Origin of the sequence: Paenibacillus dendritiformis (genome assembly GCF_021654795.1) — a bacterium.
In the GTDB taxonomy this organism is placed as follows: domain Bacteria; phylum Bacillota; class Bacilli; order Paenibacillales; family Paenibacillaceae; genus Paenibacillus_B.
The window spans coordinates 6,073,655-6,090,216 of the sequence record NZ_AP025344.1 but is presented as its reverse complement, the minus strand read 5'-3'; the positions used below and the strand labels follow the sequence as shown (position 1 = coordinate 6,090,216).

Genomic DNA, 16,562 nt, shown 5'->3' with positions numbered 1-16,562 from the left:
AGAACGGGGGGAACTGCAATCGCACTACAGTCTGTGGCTGTGGTGTTGTTGCAGTTTTTTCTATCGGCGAGACAACCTATATTTCACGTTACGGCTACGAGGAGGTTCACCTATGACAACTGCAACATTTTCTTCTGCATATCGCACACAGATCGCGGATGCTATGGGCCGGACGCCGCTGGACGTCATCGTCATCGGCGGCGGCATCACCGGAGCGGGCATTGCGCTCGATGCGGCGACCCGCGGACTGACGACGGCCTTGTTCGAAATGCAGGATTTCGCAGCGGGAACGTCGAGCCGTTCGACGAAGCTGGTCCATGGCGGGCTCCGGTACTTGAAGCAGTTCGATATAAGCACGGTTGCCGAGGTCGGCAAGGAACGGGCCATCGTCTATGAGAACGGACCCCATGTGACGACTCCGGAATGGATGCTGCTGCCGATTCACCGCGGCGGGACGTTCGGCAAGTTCAGCACCGGCATTGGCCTGCGCGTCTACGATTTCCTCGCCGGGGTCAAGCATAGCGAGCGCCGGCGCATGCTGTCCGCGCAGGAGACGATAGAGCGTGAGCCGCTGCTGAAGCGGGAAGGCTTGCTGGGCGGCGGTTATTACGTAGAGTACCGGACGGATGACGCGCGCTTGACGATCGAAGTGATGAAGGAAGCCGTCCGTCATGGCGCAATGGCGCTTAATTATATGAAGGCCGACTCCTTCCTCTACCAGGACGGGATGCTGCGCGGCGTGCGCGTCGTGGATCAGGCGGACGGCAAAGAGTATGAGTTCTATGCCAAGACGATTATTAATGCGGCGGGTCCATGGGTGGATGAGCTTCGCGATCGGGATCATTCCAAGACGGGCAAGCACCTGCAATTGTCCAAAGGGGTGCATCTCGTCATCGATCAAGCGAAGTTCCCGCTCAAGCAAGCGATCTATTTCGATACGCCCGACGGGCGGATGGTCTTCGCGATTCCTCGCGACGGCAAAACGTATGTCGGCACCACCGACACGTTCTACAAGGGGGACCCTGCCCATCCTGTCATGACGAAGGAAGACCGCGATTATATTATGGACGCTATCGCGTTCATGTTTCCGTCGGTACGGCTGACCGCCGACGATATCGAGTCGAGCTGGGCCGGGGTCAGACCGCTCATCTACGAAGAAGGAAAGAGCGCGTCCGAGATCTCGCGCCGGGATGAAATCTGGCAGTCGCCTTCCGGCTTGATCACGATCGCCGGCGGCAAGCTGACCGGATACCGCAAGATGGCGGAGACGGTCGTCGACCGCGTCATGCAGCGGATGGCCAAGGAAGACGGCCGCCCGTTCGTGCCGGTCAAGACGAAGCAGATGCCGATCTCCGGCGGCCATGTCGGCGGCTCCTCCGCCTTCCCGGGATTCGTGGAGGCGAAGAAGGAGGAGGGCGTCCGCCGCGGTCTGGATGCCGCGATGGCCCGGCGGTGGGCTCGCATGTACGGCTCCAATGCGGACCGCCTCTTCGCGCTCGCGGAGCGGTACCGCGACGAAGCCGCATCCGGCGGCCTTCCGCTGGAAGTCCTCGTTCCGCTCGCCTATGCGGTCGAGGAAGAGATGGCGCTCAAGCCGGCCGATTTCTTCATCCGAAGAACCGGCGCCTTGTTCTTCGACATCGACTGGGTCCGGCAGTGGAAGGAGCCGGCCATCGAGTGGATGGCCGCTCGCCTGGGCTGGACGCCGGAGCAAAAGGCGAGCGGCGCGGCAGAGCTGGACCGCTATCTGCATGAAGCGGTCGTTCCGCAAGTGGAAGCGGCAGGGGAGCAATAAGAGGACAGATGGGGACAGGCAGGGAAGCCCAGGGGAATCCCGCAAAACTCAGAGAAACTTAGGAGAGCTTAAGGAAATCCAGTGACCCAGGGAGACCAGTGACCCAGGGAGACCCAGTGAAGCCGGGGGAAACCCGTGAGCTCAGGGAAACCCAGAGAAACCTAGTGAAAGCAAGAGAAACCCAGAGAAACTCAGGAAAAAAAGGGAAACCAAGTGGAATTCAGTATAACCTAGGGATACTAAGGGGGTAGGGGGAAGCGGCAGACTTGTCCGGAGGCCGCGAGCTGCCCCAATATTATCCCTTGTCGCATCGAGCGGCTCGGAAACGCTGCGGTAAAACTGCAAAAGTGCAGTATTTGTGTCACGGCGCCTAGGTCGTGATCGGAATGCTGCAAAAGTGCAGGAATTTTCCCCTTTATCGCCTGAAAAGGAGACAAATAGGAGAAAAAGATGTAGTTTTGCAGGAATATGACTAAATAAGGGACTATCTGGGGCAAATTGATGCAGCTGTGCAGGATTTTTAATCGAGTGGACCGATCAAGCTTCTGGACGAATCGAACCTTCGAGCGCACCTGAGTAAGTGGGATAGAGCGAGCCACCAGGCGGATTCGGCCTGAGCAAGTGGGATAGAGCAGAGCCACCAGGCGGGTCGGACCTGAGCAAGTGGGATAGAGGGAGCCACCAGGCGGGGTCGGCCTGAGCAACCGGGATAGAGCAGAGCAACCTGGCTGCATCGAACAGGGGATGCCATGTAGGTTCGTAACGCCAAAAAAACACCCGCGAAGGGTGTTTTTTTGTTGTCCGGCCTGGATGAATCCCGCCTAATCTTCAAACCTGCAATGGCGCTCATATGTCACTCCACGGGGAAGGAATTTCGCCCAAAAGGGGAGAGATGGAAAAATAAATGATTGCACAAACTAACGATATTAGTTATTATACTAATATAATTAGTTTAGCAATCGGAGGTGATTGCCATGCGCGTAACCCGCCATGAGCATATCTATCAATTAACGTGGTTCCCGGGACTGTTCCCTGTAAATGTATATCTGGTCGAAGAAGAGAAGGAGCTCACCTTGATCGATGCCGGGCTGCCCCTTAGTATGAAGGGGATCCTGGGAACGGCCGCGAAGCTGGGCAAGCCGATTACCCGCATCGTGTTGACGCATGCCCATGACGATCATGTCGGTTCGCTGGATGCGTTGAAGGCGGCCTTGCCGGACGCGGAGGTATCCATCTCAGAGCGGGATGCCAAGCTGCTGCGCGGCGACCGCACGCTGGAGCCGGGGGAGCCCGGGACGCCGATTCGCGGCGGGGTGCCGGCCTCCGTCAAGACGGCGCCGGATCGGCTGCTGCGCGACGGCGATCGCATCGGCTCCTTGCTTGCCGTGGCTGCGCCGGGGCATACGCCGGGGCTGATGGCCTTCCTCGACACGCGCAGCCGGGCTCTTATCGCCGGAGATGCCTTCCAGACACAGGGCGGCGTGGCCGTATCCGGCAAGATGAAGCTGCGGTTCCCGTTCCCGACGCTCGCCACCTGGAACCTGGGGGAATCGCTCGCAAGCGCGCGCAAGCTTCGGGCGCTGGAGCCGACTCTGCTGGCGGCCGGCCATGGGCCGATGCTGCCGCATCCGGCGGCAGCAATCGATAAGGCGATTCAGGAAGCAGAACTTGTATGGAGGAATCAGCATCATGCCAAGGAAATCCATTGATCGATCGTTAATTGTGCAGACCGCCGCAGAAATTGCGGATGCGGACGGCCTCAGCCAGGTGACGCTGGCTGAGGTTGCGGAGCGGCTCGGCATCAAGTCGCCCTCGCTGTACAACCATGTCCAGGGACTTCCGGGGCTGCGCACCGGTCTGGCGCATTACGGCCTGCTCCAGCTAAGAGAGTCGCTGGCGCGCGCGGCGGTCGGGAAGTCGGGCGAGGCGGCCATCGACGCGATCGGGTTCGCTTACGTTAACTTCGTCCGCCAGCATCCGGGAGTATACGAAGCGACGATGTCGCCGCCGGATTTCAATGACCCGGATATTCAAGCCGCATCCGACTCGATATTGGAGCTGCTGCTCGCTGTGCTTGGCCAATACAAGTACGAGCAGGCCGACGCCTTCCATGTCGTGCGCGGTCTGCGCAGCCTGCTCCATGGCTTCGCCACGCTGGAGATGAAGCAGGGCTTCCGCATGGAGCTGGAGCGGGACGAGAGCTTGAAGCGGATGCTTCATACGTATGTGCGGGGGCTGGAAGCAGCGGGCCCGGGGACGAAGTGAGATGCTCGGTTCTGCCCGCCGAAGGCGAACTTGCTGCAGACCGGCGAGGTCAGGCCGACTTACGTGAAGGCGCAGGGTGAGGGCGGGCTTGCGCACAGGCGGCAAGGTGCATGCGGACTTGCGCATGGGCGGCTCCGGGGGGAACGGGGGGGCGGCGAGGTCAGGCCGTGAACGCTGTGCATCCGGCACTTTAGCCTGAATTGCGGTATAATCGGTATATCGAGTGACAGATTCAGGCAAAGACAGGAACCGGGAGAATGCGATGACGTATACGATACAATTATCCGTGCGTTCGCTGGTGGAGCATGTGTTCTTGAGCGGCAGCATCGACAGCGGCTTCCGGGCCGCCAGCTCGATGACGGACGGGACGAAGGCTCATCAGCGGGTGCAGGAAAGCTACGGAGAGACGGACCAAAAGGAAGTGTATTTGCAGGCCGACATCCGGTACGGCGATCTAAGCTTCAAGATCGACGGCCGCTGCGACGGCCTGCTTCGGTCCGGCGAGGAAACGATAGACGAGATCAAGTCGGTATCGGGAGACATCGCCCTGATTACGGAGGATGCGTATCCTGTGCATTGGGCGCAGGCCTGCTGCTACGCCTATATGTATGCGAAGGAGCATGGCTGCGATCGGATGGCGGTGCAGTTGACCTATGTCCATGTCCGAACGGAAGAGGCGAAGCGGTTCAAGCGGGTGCTGACCTTCGCCGAGCTGGAGGCCTTCGTGCTGGACGTCATCGGACGGTATGCGCCGTACGCGGCGATGCGGCGGGACCACGAGCAGCGGCGGCAGGAGAGCATCCGGGAGCTGCCGTTCCCGTTCGACACGTACCGGGCAGGACAGAGGAAGCTGGCCGGCGCCGTATATACGTCGATTGCTCAGGGCAGCGGCCTGTTCGCCATGGCGCCGACCGGCATCGGCAAGACGATGTCGACCTTGTACCCTGCGGTCAAGGCGATGGGGGAAGGGCTGATCCGGCGGATTCTCTATATTACGGCCAAGACGACGACGCGCGCGGCTGCCGAGGATGCTTGCGCGCGGTTGGCGTCGAAGGGACTCTGCATGCAATCGGTTACGTTGACCGCCAAGGACAAGATCTGCTTCCAGGAGGAGACCCGCTGCCAGCCGGATTATTGCGAATATGCCGACGGCTATTATGACCGGATTAACGGGGCGATCATGGATATATTGTCCCATGAGACGCAGATGACCCGTCCGGTCATTGAGGAGTACGCCCGCAAGCACCGGGTATGCCCGTTTGAATTTTCGCTAGATCTTGCCTATGCGGCCGATGCGGTCATTTGCGATTATAATTATGTGTTCGATCCGCGCGTCTCGATGAAGCGGTGGGCGGAAGAACAGAAGAAGGAGACGGCGCTCCTGATCGATGAGGCGCATAATCTGGTCGACCGGGCGCGGGATATGTATTCGGCCGGGCTGGTCAAATCCGCGTTCCTGCAACTGAAGCGCGAGTTCAAGGGAGTGAATCGCGCGATCCACGACGCGGCTCAAGCGGTGAATGCCTATTTCATCGCCTTGCGGAAGCGGTGCGCGGATCAGGGCGGCCTGACGGACATGGAGCTCCCCGAAGAGCTGCTGGCGCTGCTGGACGGGTTCATCGCCCAAGCCGAACCGGTCCTGTTGGGCGGCGGCGGATCGCCGGCCCATACGATGCTGCTCGACGCCTATTTCGCTGCGTCAAGCTTCGTCCGCATCGCGAAGCTCTACGATGAGCGGTTCACGGCGTATGCCGAAGTCGGGCGGAATGAGGTCCGGCTGAAGCTGTTCTGTCTCGATCCGTCTTTCCTGCTCGCTCAGGCTGGCAAGCGGTATCGATCGATTGTGCGCTTCTCCGCGACCTTGACGCCGATGTCCTATTATATGGACCTGCTGGGCGGCCATCGGGAAGAGGATTACACGCTCTCTCTTCCTTCCCCGTTCGATCCGGCGCAGTGGGATGTGCGGCTGCACCCGCTCTCGACGCGGTACCGGGATCGGGAACGGACGAAGCTGCCGATCGTGCAGGCGATTCGGCGCGTGGTAGAGGAGCGGGGCGGCAATTATTTGGTGTTCTTCCCTTCGTATCCGTACTTGCAGGAGGTATACGAAGCCTTCATGGCGGAAGGCAGCCCGGTCGATACGCTGGTGCAGGAGGCGGGGATGACAGAAGAGGAGCGGGAGCGGTTCCTGGATGCTTTCCAGCCGAATCGGTCAGGCACGCTGGTCGGGTTCGCCGTGCTTGGCGGCGTCTTCTCGGAGGGGGTAGACCTGCAGGGAGACCGGCTGACGGGCGTCATCATCGTCGGCGTCGGCTTGCCCCAGCTTGGCCTGGAGCGGAACATTATTCGCGACTACGTCAACCGCACGGGGAAAAACGGATACAACTATGCCTATGTCTATCCCGGGATGAACAAGGTGCTTCAGGCCGGGGGCAGGCTGATCCGTTCGGAGCGCGACACCGGGACGCTCGTGCTGATCGACGACCGGTTCCAGCAGCCGCCTTACCGGCAACTGCTGCCGCAGGAGTGGATGAATTACCGGCTTCCCGGATCGGATGGGCCGGATATCGAATAAGCCAAGCAAGCCGGGTGATTGCCTGAATAGACAGTCATCCGGCCTGCTCATTTAGCATTTCAACAAATGACGGTAACGGCTCTCCAAATAGCTCATCAGCTCCTGTGCGATAACCTGGTGGCCCTGCTCGTTCGGGTGTATCCCGTCGGCGCACAGATAATTCCGGTAATCGAATGCCCGCAGGAACGCGCCTCTCACATCGATCCAGCGCGTATTCATCTCCTCTGCAACCCGGATGATGGCGGCATTGTAGCGTTCATGCCACCAATAAATCCGGCTGACGCTGCCCAACCAGGCAAGGATGTTCGCGGCGGCGGAGTCGTCGTTCTTGCTGACCCACCGGAAATACCGCTCCGCATCCAGCGGCGGCAGGGACATCAGCACCGGAACGATCCCGTGGTCCTTCAAGGTGCGGATCATGTCCTTCAACGTCTGCGTGTAGCGCTCCAGATCCGTGTTCGGCTCATGCAGATCCCCGGGCTGCCGGGCGATTTTGTCCCAATCGAAGTCACAATCATTGCCCCCGAATTCAAGCAGCACGATATCCGGGCGCCGGCTCAGGACATCCTGCTTCAGCTTCTCGGCTCCCTTCGTAACGAGGCAGCCGAAGCGACCCGCGTTCGTCACGATCCCGTTCAGGCGGCGCTGAACGAGCTGCCCGAAGCTGTCGGCCAGCTTGGCGTATCGGCCTTTCTCTTCATCGTACACGATCCCCTTCGCAATCGAATCGCCGTACAAGACGATATTGCATGGCTTTTCCATCTTCAATCGAACCTCCCATGACCTAGTATCCGGCTATCCTGCCCTATTTATGATTAACGCGTGCCCGCGCATCGGATGTATTAACAAAAATTGTTATGTAGTAATAAAAACTACATGATGTTATATATGAATTATAACATGTGATTCAGAGAAGTAAATAGAAGAGTTTTTTGCATTGTAGCCTCTTTTCTTTGCCATATGGTAGTATGGAGAAATGAACGGGACAGTATCGTTTGAGTTGCGCCCCCAGGCAAGAAGGAGAGGAAGATATGGAAGACGCAACCTTGAAGGAACATATCGAAGCCCTGTACCGGGGCATCGCGGCGATGCCGGATATCGAGCCGGCGGAAATCCCGAAGCTCGATCTGTATATGGATCAGGTCATCACATTGTTCGAAAGCGTGCTGGAGCCGACGAAACGGCATCCCGAGGACAAGCTGCTGACGAAGACGATGATCAATAATTACACCAAGGACAAGCTGCTGCTTCCGGCGAAGAATAAGAAATATTCTCCCGAGCATATCATTCAGATGGCCCTGATCTATCATTTGAAGCAGTCGTTGTCGATCGGCGACATCAAGACGCTGTTCCAGGGCACGCTTCATCGGGAGGATGTGGACGGATGGAAGGTGTACGAGCGGTTCCTCCGTCTGAAGGAGGAGCAGGCTCCTCAACTGGAGCAGGCCGTCGCGGCCCAGACCGAAGCGGTGGAAGCGGCCGGGGAGAGCCAGGCCCTCACGCTGCTGGCCGTCTTAACCTTTATTCATCAGGCGAATACGTATAAGCGTCTGGCCGAGAAACTGATTGACAATCTGGAGCAGCGCATGGCGAAGGACAGGGATAAAGACAAGGAGAAGGGCAAAAAGCCTTCCTCCTGATTCGCTATACGATACCGGCTTGCCGCCCGTGGCATGCGGCAACATACATCATGAAGAGTTCAGGAGGGAACGATGTTCAGGGATCGCAAAACATTATACTATTTGGGCCTGTTCACCGCAGGGCTGTTGCTGTACAAGCTGGTGGACAATATTGGGGGCGTCCTGCATTTTTTCTCCATGCTGATGTCCTTGATGACGCCTTTTTTCATTGCGTTTTTTATCGCTTATTTGCTCCGGCCGCTAGTCAACGCGCTGGAAGCGAAGCTGTTCTCCCGGCAGCGTCTGCGCAGGCTGTACAGCATTCTTATCGTTTATACACTGTTCCTCGGACTCATCTTTATCGGAATCACGGTCATCACCCCAAGAATTATTGAGAGCGTCAGCACGCTTCTCGCGGGTTTGCCCCAGTATATCGCAGGGACGGAGCAGTGGCTGCGGGGCCATATTCTGGAGCAGGAATGGTTCGCCAAATCCGGAATCGACGCCAAGCTGGGGGAGTTCCTCTCGTCTGCTTCCAGCCAGATCAGCGAGTTCGTTCGGCTCATTCTCAACAATTTGTTGTCCGGCCTGCTGTCGATAACGACGACGCTGCTGAATCTGGTCATCGGCTTCATCGTCTCGATTTATCTGTTGAAAGACAAGGAGGTCATCGGCCGCGGCGCGCAAAAGATTCTGGTTGCCCTGTTGGGACAGGGACGGGCGGCATCGGTAGTTGACTTCGTGAAACGCATTGACACGACATTTTCCCAATATTTTGTCGGGGTCATTTTAGATGCGATGATTATCGGCTCGATCGTGTTTCTAGGACTGCTTGTTCTGCAATCGCCCTTCGCGCTGCTGGCCGCTCTCGTCGTAGCTGTCACGAATGTCATTCCTTATTTCGGCCCGTTCATCGGCATGTTGTTCGTCGGCTTGATTACCCTGCTCGTATCTCCGGTACAGGCGCTGTGGAATGTGCTCTTTATCTTCATTATCCAACAGTTGGACGGCTATTATATCGGCCCGAAGGTTATCGGGAACAAGGTGGGCATCGGCCCGTTGTGGATTATTTTCGCGATTATTATCGGGGGCGGCTTCTTCGGGCTCATCGGGATGTTCGTCGCGGTGCCTGTGGTGGCGGTGATCAAGACCGCGTTCGATTCCTATATCGAGCGCCGCTTGTCTTCGAAATAAACCGGTTGTTTTGGGAGCAGGGCCTGCATATTCAATAAGATGAGGGCTATCCAGGCAGGTTCCTCAATCTGAGAGGTAGGATAGTTTTTTCTAGGCAAAAAATGAGCTGGTCGGGGCTTCTCCAAGACAGGCTCGTTTTCTTAGTTCGCTGATGCTTTTCGAAACAAACCATACTAAGCACGGCGTCCCGGTCCGCAGACGTTAGAGCGTTAACCTTCTGTACCATGGCGACGTTTAGCGACGTCAGAAATCGACGCCAGACAAAGCCGGCATGATTGAGAAAGCGGTAAACGGCATCCTTGCTGGGCATCGAGTCACCCTTGCTGCTCTCGAGTAGGCGAAACCAGTTTTTCTGATGGAACAAAAGGACGAAAACGAGTTGAAACAGCAGGGCACAGCTAAAACCAAATCGCTTACGAAAGCCAGCTTGCTGTAAATGTTTGAGCACGTTGAGTTCTTGAAAGGCAGGCTTTATTTCATTTGGCAGTTGATTCAGATCGGTCTGATGGTCTATCTTGATGGAAGACACCTCTTCTGTCTGGTAGGGGAAGCTCGTCACTCTCACTTTACCAAACGAAGCGGTGTTTTTCTATTTTGCAAGTGTGGGATCTGATCCATCTGGAACCCTACAATGGCAAGCGTTCACGCTGATTTTCGATCTGCGAAAGTTGAGTTGATAAGGTAACTGTTCCTTGAAACTTTCGTACATGATTGTATGTAAGTTGAATCAATGGGGCATAGGGAGGCATTCTTCTCCACTTTTAGCCTAAGCCTCACTTTTTTAAAATAACTTACTTCCTGAAAAAATAATTCACCCCCCCCGATGTTTACATTGATTGGAATTTATGATAATATAAGGGTAGATTATACATACAGTCTATTTTACTACCTCTAAATTCAACAATTAAACAGTCCCCATCTTCCAACCTGCTAATCTATTGTTTCAATAAAAAAATGGTCTTATCAACAATGAAAAATAACATAAAGTACGTACCCATTCTCAAGATGATCCAAACTGTACATTTGGGAAGAGATTAGAATAAAAAGGGGGATAGCACTCAGTTTCATTCTTAGTACAGTGATTAAAGATTTTTACAAAAAAAGAGAGTGCATATGTTTATTACTTCGCAATTTAAACGATCACTAACTCAAATAGGAGGATGTTTTGTGATGAGAAAACTATTATTGGTAGTCATGATTTGTTGTTTACTAGTGCCAGTATCATATGCTTCAGCTAAAACTGTCTCAACAGATGAGAAACTGCTTCAGATGAATGTTCCCATCCATATAATTGGAGTAATGGATGATCGTGAAAAAGAGGTGATTACTCAAAAGTATGATGAATCAAATGGTACATTAGAGTTTCTTGGTTCGTCCTTGCTTCATGATTCATCTCACTCTCTGCTGAGTGACAAATTTGAAAAAAGCACCAATGTCTTTGGTAGAAAGTTAACTAAAGAAGATTTGAACAAATCTTATTATAAGGGTGTAAAGTATGATAGTAAAAAGCAATATTATAGTGTATTAGCTTCTGGATCTGCTAGACCGGCAGGGGTAACGAGTATGGCGTTAGGAGTTGCTTATTCCGATGAGTGGAATATCGAATGGCATGATGCTGATGCTAATTGGGAAACGTGTAATCTAATTCTTCAATGCGAAATGAAGTACAATACTGGAAATGGAAATATGGTTGATGCAACTCCAAAAACAGGCGTTGTATATCAGTACAACAGTTTTCCTTCACGTACACGTTATTATCAAATGCTTGTTGAAGTTGTGATCTCCAGACCCGAAAAGAATACGGGTACTACTGACTTAGTTTCTAAGCTTGGAGTTACAAGTCAAAGCGTTTCCTGGTCAGCCACAATATCATCATCTCCTGGAATTAGCCTTTCACCTACGACTAATACAGAACAAAAGGCAGCTACTGGAACGATCAGATATTGACATACTGAAATTATATTAATTTTGAAAACTCCCTTGAGAATAATGTTTAAGGGAGTTTCATATTTATATATGAATGTTTTATTTGTTGGATCTTTCAAGGCAGTGATTTTTGGGCACATAAATGAATAGACAGTAACAAACAGGGGTGGATGCCGTTGAAAAAATGGGCTGTTCTGGCTGTGCTCTTCCTTATCGGGCTGACATCAGCCTTATTGTTCCGTCCTCAAGCCGAATCGGCCGAGGATTGGCTGAGGCATCAGGGGGTTGATGCCGAGTTGCTGCATCAGGAGACCATGCCAGGAGACATCGATATTATCGTGTTTCATGATTTGAATCTGCAAGAGATGAACATCGCCTTTTCCCAAATAAGTTGGTGGAAAAGAAATGGGGTGGTACGCAACGACTTCCCCCATGCCGATCCTCCCGAGTCGATAAGCTATAAATATTCCCGCCTCCCACTCGGCAATACTGGCCTGCCCGTACTCTACGGTCTCGTCACCGATCCGGATGTCTCTCAGGTGGAGGTTCGCATTCCGCGCGATGAACAAGAAGAGATCGTGGATATCAAGATGGCGCCGGTCATTCGATCATCATATGGGGCGGTCTGGTACACCGTGCTGGAAGAAGAGCTCACCGGTGCGCAATCAGTCAAGATACAACTGCAAGGACTCAAAAAGCAGGCTGTTCCTCTATGATTTGATAGAGAGGGGCAGCTCCTTTTTTTGGATTTGACATCGGTAAGCCCCGAAAATATAATTAGGTTACCAAATAAATAGGTTGCCTAACTAATTTAAATTTTAGGCAACGAGGGGGTAAACGAGATGCATGAGGAGGGAACGATAACCGAGCGGCTGATGAGGGCCTTCAAGCTGTTCAACAAGGCGGAATGGCATCGCCGTTCGATTGAAGGACATAAGCCGAGCGAGCTGCATGTCATGATGGTTCTCATGCGTACGATGAAGCGGGAGAAGCAAGGGCTGATGGTGTCCGAGATCAGCAACATGCTGCATGTCACTTCACCGACGATTACGCAATTAATCAAGGGCATGGAGAGCAAGGGGCTTGTCACCCGGAACGCCGATCCCGAGGATCGGCGGGTCATACGGATTGCGCTGACCGACAAAGGCATCGCGGTAACGAAAAAAGCGAAAGCCGTCATGACGGAATATTTCCACGGGCTGATTGAGCACCTGGGCGAGGAGGACAGCGAGAAGCTGGCCGGGCTGCTCACCAAGGTGTACACGTATTTTCAAGACAATCCTCCAATTCCTTGGAGGGAGATAGAGAAGCGCACGAGTGGAGATGATCATGAATGATGAAATTATTCCGCTTCCTGAAGCCGTTCCGGCTTCCGGTGGCCTTCGTGCTGGGGCTGGTCTTCTTCCAGTCGCTGGCCGAGCTGTATCTGCCGACGCTGATGTCGGATATCGTCGATATCGGCATTATGAACGGGGATACGGCTTATATTTGGAAAATGGGCGGGTGGATGCTCCTGGTCGCCGCAGGCGGGACGTTATGCGCCATCGCGGGCAGCTACCTGTCCGCGAAGGTGGCGTCCGGCTTCGGCCGCAATCTGCGGCGGCGCTTGTTCACCCATGTGGAGAACTTCTCGCTTCAGGAGTTCGACAAGATTGGGACGGCATCCCTGATTACGCGGACGACCAATGATATTACCCAGGTTCAGCAGGTGCTGGTCATGATCCTCCGGATGATGATCAGCGCGCCGATGATGTGTATCGGCGGCATTATTATGGCGGTGTCGAAGGATGCGAAGCTGACGCTCGTGCTGGCGGTCGTCATTCCGGTGCTGGCCTTGGCGATTTTTGCCGTAGCCGGCAAAGGGATTCCGCTCTTCAAGGCGATGCAGAAAAAGCTGGATAAGCTGAACCTTGTCCTGCGCGAAAATCTGACCGGAATCCGGGTCATTCGTTCCTTCAACCGGATTAACCATGAGAAGACACGGTTCAACGAAGCGAATGCCGACTTGACCGGCACGGCCTTGAAGGTGAACCGCATTATGTCGTCGATGATGCCGATCATGATGATCACCCTGAATTTCTCGACGATCGCGATCATCTGGTTCGGAAGCATTCGGATCGACAACGGCAGCATGCAGGTCGGCTCCTTGATGGCCTTTATTCAATATGCGATGCAAATCATGTTCTCTGTCATTATGGTTTCCATTATTTTTGTGATGATTCCAAGAGCATCCGCGTCTGCGGCCCGGATTAACGAAGTGCTCAGCATGGAGCCGGAGATTCACGATCCTGCAGAGCCGAAACGGGCATCGGCCGCCAGACAGGCCCATATACAATTCGACAATGTCACCTTCAGTTACCCGGGGGCAGAGATGCCGGCCCTGTCGAATATCTCGTTCGAGACCGGTCCGGGAGAGATGACCGCGATTATTGGCGGAACCGGGGCTGGCAAGTCGACGCTAATCAGCTTGATACCGCGCTTCTACGATATCGACAGCGGCAGTATCCGGGTGAATGGCGTTGACGTCCGGGAGTGGAAGCAGGAGGAGCTGCGGGAGAAGATCGGACTCGTGCCGCAGAAGGCCGTGCTGTTCACGGGAACGGTGGCGGACAATATCCGCTATGGCAAGGAGGATGCGACCGGCGAAGAGGTTAAGCATGCAGCCGAGATTGCCCAGGCGATGGAATTCATCTCTCATATGCCGGAAGGCTTCGACGCTCCGATCGCACAGGGCGGAACGAACGTATCCGGCGGGCAGAAGCAGCGCCTGTCGATTGCTCGGGCCTTGGTGCGGCGTCCGGAAATATATATCTTCGACGACAGCTTCTCGGCGCTTGATTTCAAGACCGATGCGAAGCTGCGCGCGGCGCTCCGGCCGGAGACCCGGGATGCGGCCGTTCTGCTGGTCGCCCAGCGGGTCAGCACCGTGATGGATGCCGATCGAATCATTGTGCTGGATGAAGGGAAGATCGCGGGAATAGGCACGCATCGCGAATTAATGGAGACGTGTCCGGTGTACCTCGAGATTGTATCCTCCCAGCTGTCAGAGGAGGAGATCGCATGAGCAGAGATAATCGGCCAAAAGCGGGCGGACACAGGGGCCCGATGGGCGGGCCGCCGATGGGGATGCCCATGGAAAAAGCGAAGGACTTCAAGGGCACGCTGAAGCGGCTCGTCGGCTATTTGAAGCCGCGGAAATATCAGCTGATCGCGGTCCTGGCGATGGCGATACTCAGTACCGTCTTCACGATTCTCGGCCCGAAGATTATGGGGGAGGCCACCACCTCGCTGTTCGAGAGCTTGATGGGAAGAACCGCTATTGATTTTGCTTTTATTTGGAATATTCTGCTTAAATTAATGGGATTGTATGTCGTTAGCGCGCTGTTCAGCTATTTTCAGCAATTTTTGATGGCCGGCGTGGCGCAAAATATTGTGTACGAGATGCGCAAGCAGGTCAATGACAAGCTGAACCGGCTGCCGCTGAAATACTTCGACGCGCGGACGCATGGCGAGATTTTAAGCCGGGTGACCAATGATGTCGATAACATCAGCAGCACGCTGCAGCAGAGCTTGACGCAGTTGATTACCTCGATCGTGACCTTGGTCGGCGTCGTGGTGATGATGCTTACCATCAGCCCGCTCATGACGCTGATCTGCCTGCTGACGCTGCCGCTCAGCTTCGTCGTCACGATCGTGATCGCGAAGCGGTCGCAGAAGCACTTCAAGGGGCAGCAGACGTCCCTTGGGGAATTGAACGGCCATGTCGAGGAAATGTATACCGGCCATAAAATCATCAAAGCCTTCGGGCGTGAGGAAAAATCGGTGGCCGCGTTCGACGGCATCAATGAAAAGCTGTATGAATCCGGCTTCCGGGCGCAATTCATCTCCGGGTTGATCATGCCGCTCATGAACTTCATCGGCAACATCGGCTATGTGCTCATTTGCGTGGTCGGTGGCGTGCTGGTTACCCAGCGCTCCATCCAGATTGGCGATATTCAGGCATTCATCCAATATGCGCGGCAGTTCACCCAGCCGATTGCGCAGACCGCCAATATTGCCAATATCATTCAGTCTACCGTCGCCTCGGCGGAACGGGTATTTGAAGTGCTGGATGAAGCTGAGGAAGTGCCGGAGGCGTCTCCGGCGAAGACGATTGCTCATCCGGCGGGCCAAGTCCGCTTCAATCACGTCCGCTTCGGCTACAAGGAAGATGCAGTGCTGATCGACGATATGAACATCGACGTCAAGCCGGGACAGATGGTCGCCATCGTCGGGCCGACCGGGGCCGGCAAGACGACGCTGATCAACCTGCTGATGCGCTTCTATGAGATTAACGACGGAGCGATCACGATCGACGGCGTCAACATTACCGCCATGGAGCGCGGCAATCTGCGCAGCCTGTTCGGCATGGTGCTGCAGGACACGTGGCTGTTCAACGGCACGATCCGCGACAATATCGCTTACGGACGCCTGGGCGCGACGGAAGAAGAGATCGTGCAGGCGGCCCAGGCCGCGCATGCGGATCACTTCATCCGCACGCTGCCGGATGGATACGATACGGTGCTGAACGAGGAAGCATCGAATATTTCGCAGGGCCAGAAGCAGCTGCTGACGATTGCCCGCGCCATTCTGGCCGATCCGGCGATTCTGATTCTGGACGAAGCGACGAGCAGCGTCGATACGCGGACGGAGCTGTACATCCAGAAGGCTATGCAGGAGCTGATGAAGAACCGCACCAGCTTCGTTATTGCCCACCGGTTGTCTACCATTCGGGATGCCGATCTGATTCTCGTCATGAATCAGGGCTCCGTGATCGAGCAGGGCACGCATGAGGAACTGCTGCAGCAGGGCGGCTTCTATGCGGATCTGTACAACAGCCAATTTACCGGTCGATTGGTCGATGTCGGGTAACCCTGCTGAGCCAAGGCGCACCTTCGGGTGCGTCTTTTTTGATGTTCCGGCGTGTCATAGATAAACGCTGTTTTCGTAAAAATTGTTGTTATTTACTTAATTGAGGTAGAATAGAATTATTGTTACTTCTCAAAACTATTGGGCAGGATTGCGGAACAAGTGCATTGAAATGTTGTTCCTAAACGGGGCTCATATTATTGATGAATAGCAAGGGAAAACATTAACTTACACAGACGTAAAAATGTGTTTCTAAATCCAGAAGGAAGGTTAATTATGA

The 16,562-nt window shown here is 54.7% G+C and carries 12 protein-coding genes and 1 pseudogene; 11 read left to right on the top strand and 2 right to left on the bottom strand.

The features are described 5' to 3' along the window. Positions 1-112: 112 nt before the first annotated feature. The 4 genes from L6439_RS27030 (at position 113) to L6439_RS27015 (ending at position 6,635) form a co-directional block, all read left to right on the top strand. Positions 113-1,795, top strand: coding sequence for a glycerol-3-phosphate dehydrogenase/oxidase (locus tag L6439_RS27030; protein ID WP_420540570.1), 1,683 nt, complete (start codon positions 113-115; stop codon positions 1,793-1,795). A 974-nt stretch (positions 1,796-2,769) separates the two neighbouring features. Further along, positions 2,770-3,504 (top strand): MBL fold metallo-hydrolase, encoded by a 735-nt coding sequence (locus tag L6439_RS27025; RefSeq protein WP_213470900.1) that lies wholly within the window; start codon positions 2,770-2,772, stop codon positions 3,502-3,504. Continuing rightward, on the top strand, positions 3,485-4,060 hold the full coding sequence (locus L6439_RS27020) for a TetR/AcrR family transcriptional regulator (RefSeq protein WP_213470898.1): 576 nt from the start codon (positions 3,485-3,487) through the stop codon (positions 4,058-4,060). Before L6439_RS27025 ends, L6439_RS27020 begins: the two co-directional genes overlap by 20 nt. Before the next feature lie 262 nt (positions 4,061-4,322). Further along, positions 4,323-6,635 carry an ATP-dependent DNA helicase gene (locus L6439_RS27015; protein ID WP_213470896.1) on the top strand — a complete coding sequence of 771 codons (2,313 nt, stop codon included), beginning with the start codon at positions 4,323-4,325 and terminating at the stop codon, positions 6,633-6,635. Positions 6,636-6,686: 51 nt separating this feature from the next. On the opposite strand, the gene L6439_RS27010 is transcribed toward L6439_RS27015, so the two are convergent. Continuing rightward, positions 6,687-7,397 (bottom strand): SGNH/GDSL hydrolase family protein, encoded by a 711-nt coding sequence (locus tag L6439_RS27010; protein WP_213470894.1) that lies wholly within the window; start codon positions 7,395-7,397, stop codon positions 6,687-6,689. Between the two features lie 269 nt (positions 7,398-7,666). Here L6439_RS27010 and L6439_RS27005 point away from each other — a divergent pair, with 269 nt between their 5' ends. Together L6439_RS27005 and L6439_RS27000 are read left to right on the top strand one after the other, a co-directional pair. Further along, positions 7,667-8,275, top strand: coding sequence for a DUF1836 domain-containing protein (locus L6439_RS27005; protein ID WP_213470892.1), 609 nt, complete (start codon positions 7,667-7,669; stop codon positions 8,273-8,275). Positions 8,276-8,347: 72 nt separating this feature from the next. Next, positions 8,348-9,448, top strand: coding sequence for an AI-2E family transporter (locus tag L6439_RS27000; protein WP_213470890.1), 1,101 nt, complete (start codon positions 8,348-8,350; stop codon positions 9,446-9,448). Between the two features lie 175 nt (positions 9,449-9,623). Here L6439_RS27000 and L6439_RS26995 read toward each other — a convergent pair. Then, a pseudogene (locus L6439_RS26995) lies at positions 9,624-9,962 on the bottom strand (IS4 family transposase); the annotation flags it as partial. 656 nt (positions 9,963-10,618) lie between these two features. Here L6439_RS26995 and L6439_RS26990 point away from each other — a divergent pair. From L6439_RS26990 to L6439_RS26970, 5 genes are all read left to right on the top strand, one after another. Beyond that, on the top strand, positions 10,619-11,395 hold the full coding sequence (locus L6439_RS26990; RefSeq protein ID WP_213470888.1) for a hypothetical protein: 777 nt from the start codon (positions 10,619-10,621) through the stop codon (positions 11,393-11,395). A gap of 155 nt (positions 11,396-11,550) precedes the next feature. Next, positions 11,551-12,090, top strand: a complete 540-nt coding sequence (locus tag L6439_RS26985) for a hypothetical protein (RefSeq protein WP_213470886.1) — start codon at positions 11,551-11,553, stop codon at positions 12,088-12,090. A 126-nt stretch (positions 12,091-12,216) separates the two neighbouring features. Beyond that, entirely contained in the window at positions 12,217-12,711 is a 495-nt protein-coding gene (locus L6439_RS26980) for a MarR family winged helix-turn-helix transcriptional regulator (protein ID WP_213470883.1), read from the top strand. Next, positions 12,708-14,438 (top strand): ABC transporter ATP-binding protein, encoded by a 1,731-nt coding sequence (locus tag L6439_RS26975; RefSeq protein ID WP_213470881.1) that lies wholly within the window; start codon positions 12,708-12,710, stop codon positions 14,436-14,438. Before L6439_RS26980 ends, L6439_RS26975 begins: the two co-directional genes overlap by 4 nt. Next, entirely contained in the window at positions 14,435-16,285 is a 1,851-nt protein-coding gene (locus L6439_RS26970; protein ID WP_269155961.1) for an ABC transporter ATP-binding protein, read from the top strand. Before L6439_RS26975 ends, L6439_RS26970 begins: the two co-directional genes overlap by 4 nt. Positions 16,286-16,562: the final 277 nt, after the last annotated feature.